General features: G+C 54.8%; 9 protein-coding genes. 3 read left to right on the plus strand and 6 right to left on the minus strand.

From position 1 onward, the window contains the following. Positions 1–166: 166 nt before the first annotated feature. From IPI29_08035 to IPI29_08050, 4 genes are all read right to left on the minus strand, one after another. Positions 167–2617: a T9SS type A sorting domain-containing protein gene (locus tag IPI29_08035; GenBank protein MBK7412488.1), complete on the minus strand. Its 2451-nt coding sequence runs from the start codon at positions 2615–2617 to the stop codon at positions 167–169. After that, positions 2614–4074, minus strand: coding sequence for a hypothetical protein (locus tag IPI29_08040; GenBank protein MBK7412489.1), 1461 nt, complete (start codon positions 4072–4074; stop codon positions 2614–2616). The genes IPI29_08035 and IPI29_08040 overlap by 4 nt, the downstream gene beginning before the upstream one ends. Further along, entirely contained in the window at positions 4056–5690 is a 1635-nt protein-coding gene (locus IPI29_08045) for a hypothetical protein (GenBank protein MBK7412490.1), read from the minus strand. The genes IPI29_08040 and IPI29_08045 overlap by 19 nt, the downstream gene beginning before the upstream one ends. Positions 5691–5900: 210 nt before the next feature. Then, positions 5901–11399 carry a T9SS type A sorting domain-containing protein gene (locus IPI29_08050; GenBank protein ID MBK7412491.1) on the minus strand — a complete coding sequence of 1833 codons (5499 nt, stop codon included), beginning with the start codon at positions 11397–11399 and terminating at the stop codon, positions 5901–5903. A 258-nt stretch (positions 11400–11657) separates the two neighbouring features. Here IPI29_08050 and IPI29_08055 point away from each other — a divergent pair, with 258 nt between their 5' ends. Genes IPI29_08055 through pta form a run of 3 tightly spaced genes read left to right on the plus strand, consistent with a single transcriptional unit; the run spans position 11658 to position 14463 of the window. Beyond that, the gene (locus IPI29_08055) at positions 11658–12479 is read left to right on the plus strand and encodes a purine-nucleoside phosphorylase (protein ID MBK7412492.1); all 822 of its coding nucleotides are present in this window, start codon (positions 11658–11660) and stop codon (positions 12477–12479) included. Then, positions 12476–13501, plus strand: coding sequence for a hypothetical protein (locus IPI29_08060; protein ID MBK7412493.1), 1026 nt, complete (start codon positions 12476–12478; stop codon positions 13499–13501). Before IPI29_08055 ends, IPI29_08060 begins: the two co-directional genes overlap by 4 nt. After that, on the plus strand, positions 13498–14463 hold the full coding sequence (pta, locus tag IPI29_08065) for a phosphate acetyltransferase (GenBank protein MBK7412494.1): 966 nt from the start codon (positions 13498–13500) through the stop codon (positions 14461–14463). The genes IPI29_08060 and pta overlap by 4 nt, the downstream gene beginning before the upstream one ends. A 3-nt stretch (positions 14464–14466) precedes the next feature. On the opposite strand, the gene IPI29_08070 is transcribed toward pta, so the two are convergent. After that, the gene (locus IPI29_08070) at positions 14467–15360 is read right to left on the minus strand and encodes an Hsp33 family molecular chaperone HslO (GenBank protein ID MBK7412495.1); all 894 of its coding nucleotides are present in this window, start codon (positions 15358–15360) and stop codon (positions 14467–14469) included. Beyond that, a complete protein-coding gene (gene mutS, locus IPI29_08075; GenBank protein ID MBK7412496.1) occupies positions 15353–17947 on the minus strand; it encodes a DNA mismatch repair protein MutS in 2595 nt (864 codons plus the stop codon). The genes IPI29_08070 and mutS overlap by 8 nt, the downstream gene beginning before the upstream one ends. Positions 17948–17964: the final 17 nt, after the last annotated feature.

Below are 17964 nucleotides of genomic sequence, written 5' to 3' on the forward strand. Positions count from 1 at the left end.
TTCATTGTCGCTTAATGCGTAGATGGGGTCTTTTTGTATATCCACCCCATCTAACCCCAAAAATAGTGAAATATTGATAACGTCCTAATATGTGGATAACTTAGGTCAAACGAGAAACGCCCGATGCTCTTGCGAACATCGGGCGTTTTCCGATGAATATCGTGCCTTAGCGGCGGATCACCAGCGGCGTGGTCAGGGTGGTTCCGTTGGCCGAAACAACCACGGTGTAGGCACCGCTGACGAGCGTATTGACCGGGATGTCGATCATTTGCGAACCGGCATTGAGGCGGACATCGCTCATCAGAGCAACCCGTGCTCCTGAGGCATCGATGATCTCCACCGTAGCAATGCCGTTCTCGACCATCGTCACTTCCACGCTGGCATTGCTTGTAGCAGGCTGCGGTGAGACGTTGCCGATCGTGGCCTGGCCGCCGGCGCCGATGACCACTTCTACTTCGTTGCTTACCGAACGCGAGCCATCCTTATCAACCGTTGTCAGGCGATAGAGATAGCGGCCCGAGGCAAGACCCAGATCGCGGAAGTTGTAGTCACGCGACGTGCTTGACACGCCGGCCGAGGCTACCGTACCCACCGTTGCAAAGGCGGCATCGCTGCCGGCCATCACATCGGCACGTTCTACGTCGAAGTGGTCGCTGTTCGTCTCCGAAGCTGTGTTCCACATCACGTCCACGTTGTTGCCGCGGGCCTTGGCATCAAAGGCTGTCAGCTCGGCCGAAACCATGCCGCCGCCGTTAGACTCAAAGAAGTCGAAGATGCCGCGGATCACGCGCTCGGTGCCGGTGCGCTCGCCCGTGAAGCGGTAGAAGCGCCAGTCAACACCCAGGTAGACAACATTCGACACAAGCGAGGCCGTAGCCGAGCCCATGATCGAGTCCGTTGTCTGACGGTCTCCCAGCACGTAGTTGTAGGCGCGCTGAGCAACACCCGCAGACGTTGGATCCGAGTACATCCGCACAAGGGCCGGAAGCGGTTCAGCGTCGCCAGGGAAGCCCGTACGGAAGAGCGTCTCTACCGAGTTGCGGGTGATGGCGTCACCGCGCAGGCGGCGGTTGTGATACGTCAGTGCTGTTGGCACAGGATTGCCCGGCGGCACGTTGTTCACGCGCAGCACAGACTGGATGAAGGCTTGGTCATTGATCACGTCCATGCCCACGTGCTGACGAGGATAGTTCTGACCGGCGATGGCCAGATTCTTCTTCGACAGTGCCGTACCCGAGGCCACATAGGCACGCAGGTCGCGGCGCTCAAAGCGCGTGAGTGGATTGTTGTCCGAGCTCCAGAACACCGTGCGGTAGATCGAATAATCGATGGCGCGCTCTTCGAAGTTGTCGCGGTCGAGCACGTCATAGGCGATCACGCTGCCGGCTGGGTTGTTCGCATAGCCGATGCGCTCAAGCGTGTAGGTCACGCTGTCGATGTTCAGACGCGAAGCGATCTGATTCTGCGTCGGCGTGCCCGAATACAGATCCACCGAGGCGCCGCGGGCCGTGGCCAGCATGCGCACGTTCGAACGGGCGACGAAGAAGCGGACAACCTTGTTCACCGCATTGTTCGGCGTGTACTCATCAGAGCTCACCGAGATCTCAATGCGGTAGCGCGGCGAAATGTTATTGGCCATGCCGAAGAGGCGCGCAGGCACGACATAGCCCATGCCGGCCAGCTGCTGGTAGGACTGCGGTACCCACGTAAGGTCATAGACAACGTTGGCTTCGTCGCCGCTGTTGATCGTGGCATTGACGATGCGGTCGACAACTGGCGAGCTGTTCCACTGCGCAGTGGCCAGCGCGCCGTTGTTCGATGCCGGTGTCTCGAGGTAGACGCGCAGGCGGATCGGCGTGTTGGTCTGCGGGAGACCGCCGATGTTGCGCACAAGACCCGTGATGCTGATCGGTGTCTGCGTCATCACGTATTCGGCGTCAGAAAGCGTGCCGGTGGCCGCGCGATACTTGCTCGGGCTCACAACGGCTGCTGCTTCGAGGTCCTTGACATACTGACGACCGTCGAATTCGTCGGCGCCGATGTCAAACGGTTGACCGGCTGAGCCGCGCGCGGCTCCGTCGATATCCGTTGTGATCACCGACAAACGCTCGCCGCGGTTGTTGAGCAATGAGCCGATCGGCGTTGGATTGGTCTTCACACGCAGGCGCTGATTCGGAGCTACGCCGCCGTAGGCCATGTCCGAAGAGATCGTCCCTTCAACAGAGTTGATGTCGCGCTTGGTCCATGATCTCCACTGCGACAAGAACTTGAACTCCACGGCCGAGCCTTGGCTGATCACATCGCTGTTGGCGTTGATCTCTACGAAGCGCGCCATCGTGGCCTCGCCGTTCTCATACGCATTGCGGTCGCAGACAAGGGCCATCGGGTCATTGCCGTCGGTCATCTGCACGCCTTGATAGAACAGCGTGGAGTGATTCAGCGTCGAGGCCGAGGCGCCGTTCTGCATCACAAACGCATTGTTCTTGATCGAGGCGCCGCTGGCGTGCTGCACGCCTACGCCGGCGACAAGACCTGTGCCCACGATGTTGTCATTGGTCAGCACGATCGTGTTGTTGTACACCACGTCGTTACGAGTGAAGTACTGGTTGTTGTTCAAAGACGGCGTGATGATCTGATTCCATCCCGTGAGCGTTGTGCTGCGCTGCGTGAACAGATGGATAGCCGACAGATTCGTCGTCGACGTCTGACGGCGAATTCCCAGATCGCATTGTTCGTGATCTGCGTGGCTTCCGGAATGTTCGGGAAGTACGTGTTGCCGCCGGCGGTGATCGATGGGAAGGAGTTGCGTACCTGCTCAACGCTGATACCGCGCGACCACAGGTCGCCCACCACACCAGAGATCTCATTGCCGCGGATCTTCAGGTTCGTGTTGTTGTAGCGGTTCACACCGCCGGCTACGATACCTGCTGCGTCCACGTTCGTTCCACCAGTGGCCTGTACACCCACGTTGTAGATACGGTTGCCGCTGATCACACCGCCATCGTCATAGCCTACGAAGATGCCGGCCGTGCGGACATTCGTGATCGTGTTACCAGAGATCTGGCTGCCCTTGGTGTAGAACCCTTGGTAGACATTTGACTTGATCGCCATGCCGATACCCATCGACACGATGCCGTAGCCGAAGCCAGAGATCTCGTTGTTGAGGAACGTATTGTTCGAACCTGGGATCGTATCGAGACGCTCTGAGTTGTTGCCGTCGCGGCCCAATGGAAGCTTCTGACGACTTACGATACCGGCTGAATACGTGATCGGGCCCGTGCGCACATCTGCCTGATACGAGAACGTGTTGTTCACGAAGTTGATGCTCGGTAGGCTCGACGCATAGCTCGGCGTGGAAGATGGTGCATTACCGATGATACAGTTGCGTACCGCGATGTCATGAGAGCCGTCGCCCAGATAGAACGGAGCGCGGAACGGCGTGGTGGCGTTCAGTTCAAACACCAACGACTTCTGGGCACCGCCATCAAAGCGGATGAAGCCAGGAGTATTCGCCCATTGCGGATCGGTTGGAAACTCAAACTGAACCGTGAGAGGATTTGTTGGCGTTGAGTTCTGACCGAAAAGAACACCAACACCGTTACCCGAATTCAAGGTCACAACAACAGAACCCTTGTTGATTGAACGAGCAAGCGCCGGCTTGAACGTGATCGTGTTCGTTGCGTCTACGCCGATGATCTTCGCTGTTAGGTCAAGTGCCGGTGTCGGACCAGAGCCATTTCCAACGGAATACGCAGCATCGGTGAGTTCATACTCCACTGCGCCGGCAACGCCGCGACGATACAGATCATCAACAGCATCTTGGATCGTTGGATAGTTGCGTGGATCACCCAGCTTGAGCGTGCCGATCGTATATGTGCCGGCAAGGCTTGGCTGCACCGTGAAAGTCTGACAGATCTGATTGTTGTTCGCTACAGGATCACCCGGATACTCCGTGGTAAGGCAGGCTTCATATTGGCCGGCTACCTGTGGAGTAAATGGCGGGAAGGTGGTTGACGAAACATTCAACGGTGCCTCGGCACCAACATCCGGTACGATCACGACCTGATTGTACACTGGGATGCGTCCCGGATTCTGGAAGATCTGCAGGCGAACAGGGATGTTCGAAAGATCCTGAATACCGCCATTGATGATGCGGCCGCGAGGGTGAACGGACGACGCGAGTAATACGTGCCAGAGATACCAGGTACGTCGATCGCTTGAGCACCTACCTCTTCGTTATACTTTGTCTCAAACAGGTAATTACCCGTTGTTGGCTGACAATCATTTGCTGCCTGTTGGTCAACAGCGCTTAAGAGCTCGGTGCACACCGTAACAGCATAGGTCGCGACGTTCAACGTTGTATAGTTCACAAAGTCAACCGTTGCCATTTCACCTGTAGCCAAGTTTCCATTCCAGACCACTGTGTCACGGTAGACTTCAGAATTGGTTGCCAAGTGGCGGATGGAGGCGATGACGAGAGCATCGGTCACATTGTTAAGACCAACATTTTGGATCTGAGCGGACACCGGCATTTCAACACCGCGAGGATACTTCCGCGGAATTGAAAGCGGTGATCTGATCTGACGCACCATCAGGTCGTTCGGGAACGCAATAGAGAACTCCTTAGACCATTGCTGGGTGTACCCTGGGATCTGGTACGATGCTTCCAATCGGTATGAACCGCCTGCCGTGAATCGAAGATCAAGATTTCCGTTCACACCAGCTGAGGGGCCTGTCGCCTCATTCATCTCATAGGTGTAAAGTGCCGTTGTTCCCGCAACGTGATTCATGGTCGGATTGCCGGACTTGCGTGCTTCGTAGATCACGTTCGTAGATGGCAGCGGACCAACGATACGGTACGTCAGATTGATGCTCTGACCGGCCGTTTGACGGAATGACAATGACGGCTTCGGGAACCTCGGATCGACACCGTCATAGATCTGACCTTGAAGAAGGATACGACGCGGATCTACATCATCAGGGAAGGAAGCCTCAATACCCGAAAGAACTCCGAACTTCAAGACCGGGCGATTGTAGGGAGAATAGATGTAGGCCACTGTGGGAGGAGTAGCGCAGCGATCAATAGCAACGAAGTCATAATTCGTTTGCTTATTCCACGCATTAGTATTTGGCGGCCCTACTGTCGTAGACTCCCAATCCGGGAACAGGAATGAGTTTCCGGGACGATAGGTACAGAAGTCGATGATGATGTTACTTACACCATCCCACATGTACGGGGTTTGGAAGTTGAACGTCACCCACTGCGGAGCGGCAAGCGGAATCACCGGCAGATTAAAAGCCGTGTTAGTGTAGACCGTTGTGAATCCGGCAGTTGCCCACGAACCTGTAAGTGCATTAGCCGTAGTGCTTGCCATGCTGATCGTTACAAGCCTGTTCGCCGGCCACGGTGTAGCATTTCTGAGATTGAATGCTATCGAAGAGATCTGGCCGGGTGTCATACCCTTCGCCAACAACTCGGACGCACGATAAATGTATCGGTTGCGCTGGTTGTTTGAATAGTCAGAGAGTGGATTGTAAACGTAGAACGTATATGTCCACGATCGTACGCCCCCTACTCCCCCATCGACTTCAACAAAGATCTGAGATCTCGAGATCTGCGGACCCGTGATGATCCCTAGAAGAACTAGGAATGTCGATATGAAGACACGTAGAAACAAAGAGTGTTTCATGTAACCTTCCCTCCGGAATGTTGTTGTTATATCAGACCAAGATTTCATTGTCGCTTAATGCGTAGATGGGGTCTTTTTGTATATCCACCCCATCTAACCCCAAAAAATAGTGAAATATTGATAACGTCCTAATATGTGGATAACTTAGGTCAAACGAGAAACGCCCGATGCTCTTGCGAACATCGGGCGTTTTCCGTTGAATATCGTGCCTTAGCGGCGGATCACCAGCGGCGTGGTCAGGGTGGTTCCGTTGGCCGAAACAACCACGGTGTAGGCACCGCTGACGAGCGTATTGACCGGGATGTCGATCATTTGCGAACCGGCATTGAGGCGGACATCGCTCATCAGAGCAACCCGTGCTCCTGAGGCATCGATGATCTCCACCGTAGCAATGCCGTTCTCGACCATCGTCACTTCCACGCTGGCATTGCTTGTAGCAGGCTGCGGTGAGACGTTGCCGATCGTGGCCTGGCCGCCGGCGCCGATGACCACTTCCACTTCGTTGCTTACCGAACGCGAGCCATCCTTATCAACCGTTGTCAGGCGATAGAGGTAGCGGCCCGAGGCAAGACCCAGATCGCGGTAGCTGTAGTCACGCGACGTGCTTGACACGCCGGCTGCAGTAACTGCACCGATCATAGTGAAGGCGGCATCGCTGCCGGCCATCACATCGGCACGTTCTACGTCGAAGTGGTCGCTGTTCGTCTCCGAAGCTGTGTTCCACATCACGTCCACGTTGTTACCGCGGGCCTTGGCATCAAAGGCTGTCAGCTCGGCCGAAACCATGCCGCCGCCGTTGGACTCAAAGAAGTCGAAGATGCCGCGGATCACGCGCTCGGTGCCGGTGCGCTCGCCCGTGTAGCGGTAGAAGCGCCAGTCAACACCCAGGTAGACAACATTCGACACAAGCGAGGCCGTAGCCGAGCCCATGATCGAGTCTAGCGTCTGACGGTCTCCCAGCACGTAGTTATAGGCGCGCTGAGCAACACCCGCAGATGTTGGATCGGAATACATCCGCACAAGAGCCGGAAGCGGTTCGGCGTCGCCAGGGAAGCCCGTACGGAAGAGCGTCTCTACCGAGTTGCGCGTGATGGCGTCACCGCGCAGGCGGCGGTTGTGGTACGTCAGTGCTGTTGGCACAGGATTGCCCGGCGCTACGTTGTTCACGCGCAGCACGGACTGGATGAAGGCTTGATCGTTGATCACGTCCATGCCCACGTGCTGACGAGGATAGTTCTGACCGGCGATGGCCAGATTCTTCTTCGACAGTGCCGTACCCGAGGCCACATAGGCTCGCAGGTCGCGGCGCTCAAAGCGCGTGAGAGGATTGTTGTCCGAGCTCCAGAACACTGTGCGGTAGATCGAATAATCGATGGCGCGCTCTTCGAAGTTGTCGCGGTCGAGCACGTCATAGGCGATCACGCTGCCGGCTGGGTTGTTCGCATAGCCGATGCGCTCAAGCGTGTAGGTCACGCTGTCGATGTTCAGACGCGAGGCGATCTGATTCTGCGTTGGAACGCCGGCATACAGATCCACCGAGGCGCCGCGGGCCGTGGCAAGCATGCGCACGTTCGAACGGGCTACGAAGAAGCGGACAACCTTGTTCACCGCATTGTTCGGCGTGTACTCATCAGAGCTCACCGAGATCTCAATGCGATAGCGCGGTGAGATGTTATTGGCCATGCCGTAGAGATGCGCAGGGACTACATAGCCCATGCCTGCCAGCTGCTGGTACGACTGCGGTACCCACGTCAGGTCATAGACAACGTTGGCTTCGTCGCCGCTGTTGATCGTGGCATTGACGATGCGGTCGACAACGGCAGAACCGTTCCACTGCGCTGTGGCCAGCGCGCCGTTGTTCGATGCCGGTGTCTCGAGGTAGACGCGCAGGCGGATCGGCGTGTTGGTCTGCGGTAGACCGCCGATGTTGCGCACAAGACCCGTGATGCTGATCGGTGTCTGCGTCATCACGTATTCGGCGTCAGAAAGTGTGCCGGTGGCCGCACGATACTTGCTCGGGCTCACAACGGCCGCTGCTTCGAGGTCCTTGACATACTGACGACCGTCGAATTCGTCGGCGCCGATGTCAAACGGTTGACCGGCTGAGCCGCGCGCGGCTCCGTCGATATCCGTTGTGATCACCGACAAACGCTCGCCACGGTTGTTGAGCAACGAGCCGATCGGCGTTGGATTGGTCTTCACACGCAGGCGCTGATTCGGAGCTACGCCGCCGTAGGCCATGTCCGAAGAGATCGTCCCTTCAACAGAGTTGATGTCGCGCTTGGTCCATGATCTCCACTGCGACAGGAACTTGAACTCCACGGCCGAGCCTTGGCTGATCACATCGCTGTTGGCGTTGATCTCTACGAAGCGGGCCATTGTGGCCTCGCCGTTCTCATACGCATTGCGGTCGCAGACAAGAGCCATCGGGTCATTGCCGTCGGTCATCTGCACGCCTTGATAGAACAGCGTGGAGTGATTCAGCGTCGAGGCCGAGGCGCCGTTCTGCATCACAAACGCATTGTTCTTGATCGAGGCGCCGCTGGCGTGCTGCACGCCTACGCCGGCGACAAGACCTGTGCCCACGATGTTGTCGTTGGTCAGCACGATCGTGTTGTTATACACCACGTCGTTACGGGTGAAGTACTGGTTGTTGTTCAAAGACGGCGTGATGATCTGATTCCATCCCGTGAGCGTTGTGCTGCGCTGCGTGAACAGATGGATAGCCGACAGATTCGTCGTCGACGTCTGACGGCGAATTCCCCAGATCGCATTGTTCGTGATCTGCGTGGCTTCCGGAATGTTCGGGAAGTACGTGTTGCCGCCGGCGGTGATCGATGGGAAGGAGTTGCGTACCTGCTCAACGCTGATACCGCGCGACCACAGGTCGCCCACCACACCAGAGATCTCATTGCCGCGGATCTTCAGGTTCGTGTTGTTGTAGCGGTTCACGCCGCCGGCTACGATACCTGCTGCGTCCACGTTCGTTCCGCCCGTGGCCTGAATACCTACGTTGTAGATACGGTTGCCGCTGATCACGGCGCCATCGTCATAGCCTACGAAGATGCCGGCCATGCGCACGTTGGTGATCATGTTACCCGAGATCTGGCTGCCCTTGGTATAGAACCCTTGGTAGACATTTGACTTGATCGCCATGCCGATACCCATCGACACGATTCCGTAGCCGAAGCCGGAGATCTCGTTGTTGAGGAACGTATTGTTCAAGCCAGGCACTGTGTCAAGTCGTTCTGAGTTGTTGCCGTCGCGGCCCATCGGAAGCTTCTGACGACTTACGATACCGGCTGAATACGTGATCGGACCTGTGCGTACATCTGCCTGATACGAGAACGTGTTGTTCACGAAGTTGATGCTCGGTAGGCTCGACGCATAGCTCGGGGTCGAAGATGGTGCATTACCGATGATACAGTTGCGTACCGCGATGTCATGAGAGCCGTCGCCCAGATAGAACGGCGCGCGGAACGGCGTGGTGGCGTTCAGTTCAAACACCAACGACTTCTGTGCACCGCCGTCGAAGCGGATGAAGCCATCAGAGTTGGCCCACTGCGGATCCTTCTGGAATGGGAACTGAACGGCATTTGGATTCGACGTCAGAGCATTCTGTCCAAACAGGACACCAACGCCGGATCCGGAGCTAAGCGTCACAACCACAGAACCCTTGTTGATCGACCGTGCAAGCGATGGCTTGAACGTGATCGTGTTCGTTGCATCTACGCCGATGATCTTCGCTGAAAGATCAAGCGCCGGAAGGGTACTTCCGATGTTTCCAACTGAATAAGCTGCGTCGGTGAGCTCAAGTTCTACTGCACCTGCGATGCCGCGACGATAAAGATCATCAACAGCATCCTGGATCGTTGGATAGTTGCGCGGATCACCAAGCTTCAGCGTGCCGATCGTGTATGTGCCGGCAAGGCTTGGCTGCACCGTGAATGTCTGGCAGATCTGGTTGTTGTTCGCTACCGGATCTCCCGGATACTCCGTAGTAAGACAGGCCTCATATTGGCCGGCCACTTGCGGAGTGAATGCTGGGAAATCAAATGACGCAACATTCAACGGGAATTCGGCACCAACATCAGGCACGATAACGACCTGATTGTAGACAGGGATGCGGCCCGGATTCTGGAAGATCTGCAGGCGAACTGGGATGTTCGACAGATCCTGAATACCGCCGTTGATGATACGACCGCGAGGAGTGAACGGACGACGCGAATAATAGACTCCGGTAGATGTTGGAGCTTCAACTGCCGAAGCGCCAACCTCTTCATTATAACGAGTCTCAAATGTATACGTTCCGATCATTGGCTGACAATCGTTCACTGCTTGCTGATCTACAGCACTAAGAAGCTCACTGCAGATCGAAATCGAATACGTCGCAACGGTCATCGTTGTGAAGTTTTCAAAATCAATCGTCGCCATGTCTCCTGTTGCAAGATCACCCGAGAAATCGAACGTATCTACAAACACTTCAGCATTCGTTGGCTGATGACGAACCGTTGCAATGACACGCGCGTCCGTTACGTTGTTGAGTCCAACATTCTGAATGCGAGCTGAGATCGGGATCGCAACGCCACGAGGATACTTCTTTGGTGCACTGAGTGGCGACCTGATCTGGCGTACCATGAGGTCGTTTGCAAAAGCGATCGAAAACTCTTTCGACCACGTCTGTGTGTAACCGGGGATCTGATACGTAGCATCCACGCGGTATGATCCACCCGGAGTGAAACGTAGATCGAGTGTTCCATTTACACCGGCCGCTGGACCGGTTGCTTCGGTCATTTCATAGTTGAATAGACCACTTGAACCAGCAATGTGATTCATGGTTGGATTGCCGGACTTGCGTGCTTCGTAGATCACATTCGTGAGAGGAAGCGGACCAACGATCTTGTAGGTGAGATTGATGTTCTGTCCGGCCGTCTGACGGAAGGACAACGACGGCTTTGGATAGTTCGGATCAACTCCGTCATAGATCTGACCCTGGCGCAGGATCCGACGTGGATCTACATCATCAGGGAACGAGGTTTCAATACCAGAAAGAACGCCAAACTGGACCACCGGACGAGATGAATACCCAGTCCCTGTAACGGAAGTAAGGCAATAGTTCTGGCCATCACTATAGAAGAAGTTCTGGCAGGCATACGCCGGTGAAACGGTGCAATACTCGTATTCTGGGAATACGTATGTGTAGGCCGTCCGAGACCAGCAGTATTCGATCATAAGATCGCTTACGCCATCCCACATAAACGGTGAACTGAAATCGAACTTGACCCATGTAGGTGTGTTGGTCAGCAACGGAAGCTGAAACGCCGGATTATTATACACCATCGTCATCCCGGTGGTAGCCATCGGATTGGTGAGTGGTGTACCCGGGGTAACAGATTTAATGTAGATCGTAGTCAAACGAGCCGGAAAAACCGACGTCGTGCGGATGTTGAACGCCATCGACGTGATCTGTCCAGGAGCCATTCCATGAAACGTGAGTTCCGAGGCCTTAAACAGATACTGCGATCTGATCGTCCACCAGTAATCTTGGAACGAATTCGGATTCGAACCTGATGGCATCCAAGCCCTGGTGCCACCTGAGCCACCAGCAACCTGGACGAAGATCTGTGAGGTAGCCTCACGTGTGATCGAAACAAGTCCCGCGGTCAAAAGACCGACAAGGACGATGCTTCGGAGTAACGAACGCTTCATAATCACGTTCCCTGAGCAATTTGTAAAGAGGGTTTTGATATGCTTCGCAAAAAGGACTACCCAACGAAATAGAGCACTCCCTGTGTCCAAAGAGTCAGAACCGTGAAAAAAGTTCCACAACTATTGCCACTTCTGTCGTTAAACACATTTTCAAATGTACATACATTCCCTATTCATAATGTCAGGGATTTTCGTGCATTTTTTTGCCAATTCGTCTCTCGTGCATACGAACTGATTCAATGACGTATCTTTCAAACCATGGACATGTTCGAAGCTCTCTCAGAATCCGTCTCGGCCATACGTAAATACTCCCCCTCCACGCCGGCGATCGGAGTCATCCTCGGTACGGGGCTTGGGGGGCTAGTATCAAAGGTCGATATCACCACGATCATCGAATATGATGACATCCCTCATTTCCCTATCTCCACGGTTGAATCCCATCATGGACGCCTTGTGTTCGGCACCCTGAACGGCGTGGAGATCGTAGTGATGCAGGGTCGATTCCATGCCTATGAAGGTTATACTCTCCAGCAGATCACGTTTCCCGTCCGAATCCTGCACGCCCTAGGAGTACGGACCCTGATCGTCTCCAATGCGTGTGGAGGGATGAATCCGCTCTATAAAAGGGGCGATATCATGCTGATCGATGATCATATCAACCTTTTGGGCGACAATCCGCTTATTGGACCTAATGACGATCGCCTCGGACCACGTTTCCCGGATATGAGCGAACCGTATTCGCGACGCTTGCTGGACCTCGCAGAACGGGCTGCCTTGGCTCGACAGATCAAGGTCCATAGGGGTGTCTACGTGGCCGTTACCGGCCCCAACCTCGAAACACGTGCCGAATACCGCTTCCTTCGCACCATCGGTGCAGACGTCGTGGGGATGAGCACCGTTCCTGAGAACATCGTGGCACGGCACATGGGAATGGAGGTCCTTGGCTTGAGTATTGTAACAGATGAGTGTTTCCCCGACTCTTTAGAGCCGGTGAAGCTTGAGCACGTCCTCGCTGCTGCTGCCCAAGCAGAACCGATCATGACCGAACTTATCACGGACGTTATCGCAACGTGTACATGACCCGCCCCCTCCTATCCTCACTCGTTTTGTGTCTGGTGGTCATTGGGTGTTCGCCTGACGAACCTCTGATCAGTTCATTCGCCGATGAGTGGAGACTTCTTACCGCCGGACCAAATGGCCTGGCAACATACACGATGCCAGCAGGAGACCTTGCGAATCCTTCGGTCTGGTCCGGTCCGGTGGGCACGTCCTACCCTGCATCGGACATCAAACGATTCCGCGATGAGATCTACGTTCTTCACTCGAGCCAACCGTGGATCGTGGTGATCAATGAAGCAACATTGCTGGCTACTGACACTATCGATCTTGGGACCGATGGCCCAGCATCTGACATCGCGTTTGCCAACGCTACTACAGCCTACGTCACTCTTGCCACTACAAAGAGCGTGGGTATTGTAGACATCACAACGAACACACTTGTGAGAACGATAGCCCTCGGTTCAAGACCGGCCGGCATTGCCTCAACTGGAAACCAGATCTGTGTAGCATTGGTCGACGTGAATGAGGTTGCCGTTATCGATTCACGCACAAATACGGTTGAGGCACGAATAGGCGTCGATCAAGCCCCCTACTATGTGGAGGCCGACGACTTGAATTCTGTCTTCTGCATCGTCTGTCTCGGCTCTGGGAAGATCGACGATGGCATCGAATCGGTTCCAACGATCGTGTTCGTCTCGGCTGCCTCACGAGCGATCCTAAAGAAGCTTGATGTATCGGGCAAATCCACAAATGCCCCTTCACAACTACCGAGAGGATTGGTAGTGACCGTAAATGAAACTGCCTTTGTTCCGGTTCAGAATGGGCTTGTTCGCGTGAACACCCGCACTCGAAACAAGACCACTCTTATTCAATTCGATGCCTACGACCAGATCGGGTATAATCCGGCGCGGGCGGAGATCATGGTACAACGAACCGTTGAGGGTGTCACAACAACAGACGTCCTCGATGAATACGGCGAAGTCTTTAAGGCCAGCACTACTCAAGCTGATTCCTCTTCAGCACTGGTCGGAATCGGCCGATGATCCTTGATGAGATCCACCGTCGCGCTGCCTCTCTGCACAGACGTATCCTCTTCCCTGATGCCACAGACCCTCGTACGCTGAAGGCTGTTGTGGTAATGTCCGGTTCGGGGATGTGTGTCCCCGTTCTTGTTGGTTCCCGAGATACGATCCTCGCTGTTGCCCACCATGAACAGATCGTTGGTGTGGACGGTGTTGAGATCATCGACCCTTCGGACATCATCAACGAAACCACATCGCTTCTGCTTGAACGGAGAAGCAGTAAGGGGCTCACCGACCCCCAAGCACGGGTGATGGCTTTAGATCCATTATATGCAGCAGGTGCGCTCGTTACACGTCGTCAAGCGGATGGGGTTGTTGCCGGGTCTGTTTCGACCACGGCGGATGTCTTGCGAGCAGCCATCATCACCGTCGGCACCGCGCCCGCTGTAAAAACCGTATCGAGCTATTTCGTAATGGCCTGGCCGGATTCAACGTTGATCTTTGCCGACTGCGGTGTTGTGCCCGACCCGACAGATGAACAATTGGCCGACATCGCAGCTGCCGCTGCCAACAATTTCCGGATCGTTGTACAGTCAGAGCCGCGTGTTGCCTTCCTAAGCTTCTCAACAAAAGGCAGCGCCGAGCACGAGCGCGTGGAGAAGGTTCGATCAGCTCAGTCGATCTTCCAACACCAACATCCTGAGATTCTCTCCGATGGTGAACTTCAGGCAGATGCCGCCCTTGTGCCGTCTGTTGCAGCACGAAAAGCCCCTTCCTCACCATTGGGCGGAGAAGCAAATGTGCTGGTGTTCCCGGATCTCGATAGTGGCAATATTGCCTACAAGCTCACTGAACGTCTTGGTGGAGCTCGAGCGATAGGACCCATCATTCAGGGTCTGGCGCATCCCTACTGCGATCTCTCTCGTGGCTGTTCCGTGGAGGACATCGTTGATGTTGCTGCCATCACGGCATTGATGAGCTGATCGTCAATTTCGGTTAACGAGAAGTTTCTCTTTGAGCTCTGTAAAGTCTTCTGGCGTGAGGTAGTAGCGATTGGAGCAATACTGGCAAACCAATTCATTCTGTCCTTCCGCTTCCATGCCTGTGATCTCTTCAAGGCCAAGGGTGAGGAGGAGCGACTTGAATCGGTCGTGCGAACACCGACAGAAATAATCAACCGGTGATGTAGACATCACGGTGATCTCTGTTGGCATGATCTGTCGCAACATCTCCTCGGGCGAATACCCTTTATCTGCGAACTCCGTCAGACGCTCCAGATAATCGATCGTGTCATACACCTTGAAGATGTCTTCCGGACGTGCACCTGGCATCGCCTGAACGAGAAGTCCAACACTTTGACGGATCATGTCGTTCTCGTCATAATCAAGATCGATCACGAATGCCGATGGTATTTGCTCGGATTGGGTGAGATAATATCCAAGGTCACTCGTTACATCTCCGCGGCGGAGTTCAACGATGCCCGTTACCGGTTCATAGTTCCCATAGAGCACTCGCTGGATCTTGAGCAGTCCTTCGCCTAGGGGGCTATTCCGACCCTCTGCCGGTTGGGGATTGATCGTTACGTATCCGCGGGTCTCGCCAACCTGCATTGCTTCGGCGTAGACCGTAGAGATCACTCCGTCTCCGGTACCATGCACTACAACACGCTCTTCGCCATTCAGGAACGAGGCCATGAGCGATGCGCCGGTTAGTGCACGCGCAAGGACGATGGAGCTCACGGCATCAAGGTTGTGCTTTTCTTGAGCAGTACGGACAGTGTTTGGGTTGTGGATCACTGCTGCGCGGAACAGACCATCAACGGTCATGGCGCGTGTTACGCGGTCTCGAGTGAGCCATTTCTTCTTGATATCTTCATTCATCGATGCTGTCCTTGAGTTCCACCAGTGCCTGCATGGCCTGGAGCGGGGTCATGTTATTGATGTCGAGCAATCGCACACGATCTCGCAGTCCGTCATCTCGCACTTCAAAAAGCGAGATCTGTCCCGCTTCTTCAAGACGGTGACGTTCAGCAGAAGCCGTGCGACCAAGCTCCGTTGGTCCGTGTTGCCCTGATTCCAACTGGACGAGCACTGCGCGGGCAGTTGCCAACACTGCCGGCGGGAGTCCGGCCATCCGCGCAACATGAATGCCGAATGAGTGATCGGAATGTCCGCGGACAACACGGTGGGTAAAGACGATCTCGTCGCCAACTTCGCGTACTTCCACCTGAAGGTTGTGTACTCGGTGGAATTGATCCGCCAGAGAGGTAAGCTCATGGTAGTGCGTTGCAAAGATGGTCTTTGCTCCGATCACCTCGTGTAGGTACTCGGCAATGGCCCAGGCAATGGAAATGCCGTCGAATGTTGCAGTGCCCCTTCCCACTTCATCAAGCAAGATGATGCTGCGCTTCGTTGCATTGTTGAGGATGTTGGCCGATTCCTGCATCTCAACAAGGAAGGTACTCTCCCCTGCCATGATGTTGTCCTGTGCACCCACGCGAGTGAAGATGCGGTCGGTCAGTGGTATCGTGGCTGATGTTGCCGGAACGAAGGAGCCAACATGGGCGAGGAATACGATCAGGCCTACTTGACGCAGGTAGCTAGACTTCCCGGACATATTCGGGCCGGTAAGGATATGCAGCTGCTCTTTCTCGGTATCCATCAACACGGTATTCGATGTGTACGGTGTTCCGTGTGGCAGCAGTCGTTCGATAACGGGATGCCTGGCGTCAACGATCTCAAGCGCGGTCTCTTCTGTCATCACTGGCTCAACGTACCCATACGCGCTGGCCACGTCGGCAAATCCTGCCAACGCATCGATCGTTGCAATGAGGGTAGCGGTCTTCTGAATGGCCGCACAATCAGACGAGATATGCTGACGAAGCTCATCAAGCAGTCTTGATTCGAGAGACGTAACTGTACTCTCTGCGCTAAGCAACTTCTGCTCAAACTCCTTCAATTCAACCGTGGTATACCGTTCTGCATTTGCCAGCGTCTGCTTGCGATCGTAGTGTTCCGGAACCCGAGCCTTATGGGTATTGGATATCTCGATGTAGTATCCGAACACACTTGTATAGGCAACCTTCAACGTAGAGATGCCCGACTCCGTTCGTTGTCGCTCTTGATAGGCAGCGATCCATTCTTTCCCGTGCAGCAAGGCATTCGTAGCATCATCGAGAGCGGCATCAAATCCGTCACGAAAGATCTGTCCGGAGCCGATCTGCAAAGATGGCTCATCACGAAGCGAGCGTTGAAGAAGATCCACCGTTGATTGGTGAGCATTGAGTTTCTCACCGAGGTCGCGAACCGCATCGAAGAGACTTGCCGTACATGTCTCCTTCACTTTCGGAAGTTGCTGGAGTCCGGATCGAAGTCCTACAAGATCTCTGGAGGTGGCGCGATTGGTGACCACCTTGGTCATCAGTCGCTCAAGGTCACCAATGCCAGCAGAGATTGCACGCACTTCCGTAAGCGTATGCTGATCGCGAACGAAACCGCGTACTGCTTCGTGACGTTTCTGAATTCGTTTGATGTCGATCAACGGCGATTGCAACCACCAACGCAACAGTCTTCCTCCCATCGGGGTTACGGATCGATCCACGATCGAGATCAGTGCCCCGGCTGTTCCGTCTCCTGACATCGAAGAGTGGATCTCGAGATTCCGACGGGTTGCAGCATCAAGAACCATCGTTGTATCCGAGCTCAGGATGCTGAGCCCCGTGATCTGCGAAAGTGCTCCTTTCTGTGTTTCGGAGACATAGTGAAGGACAACACCGGCAGCTATCGCACCACGCGTGAGTGAATCCGCACCGAAACCTTTGAGTGAAGCTGTTTGGAAGTGACGGAGCAATATGTTGGTCGCAAACTCCTGCTCGAAGATCCACGACTCAAGACGTGTTCGTGCCGGTGTGAACGGAAGTCTCTCGAGAAGGGGCTCCCACCACCCCCGCTGATCCTTGTCAACAATGATCTCTGCCGGTTGCAAGGACTCAATCATCGCTGCAAGTTTATCCATCGGGATGTCACCCGCTGTGAACGTACCCGTTGAGATATCGGCTACGGCTAGTCCGCAGTTCGGATCATTCTTCGTTGGACCGGTTATCGCGGCTACATAGGTGTGCGACTTGTGATCAAGGAGTTTGTCATAGAGTACAACACCCGGCGTCACAACTTCTACAACATCTCGTTTGACGATCCCCTTGGCCTGCTTGGGATCTTCAAGCTGTTCACAGACTGCAACACGGTGACCTGCGCGCACAATGCGCGGAAGGTAGGTATCCAGTTGATGGTGCGGGAATCCGGCCAACGGGATCTCGCCCGCAGTTCCATTGTTGCGTTTGGTCAACGTGATGCCACATGCCTTTGCCGTTGCAACTGCATCGTCGCCAAACGTTTCATAGAAATCGCCGAGTCGGAAGAGCAGTACCGTATCCGGATGGCGCCCCTTGATCTGATTGTATTGCCGCATGAGCGGCGTTTCTTGAG

The organism is Ignavibacteria bacterium (assembly GCA_016707005.1).
Taxonomy (GTDB): Bacteria; Bacteroidota; Ignavibacteria; order Kapaibacteriales; family Kapaibacteriaceae; genus UBA10438.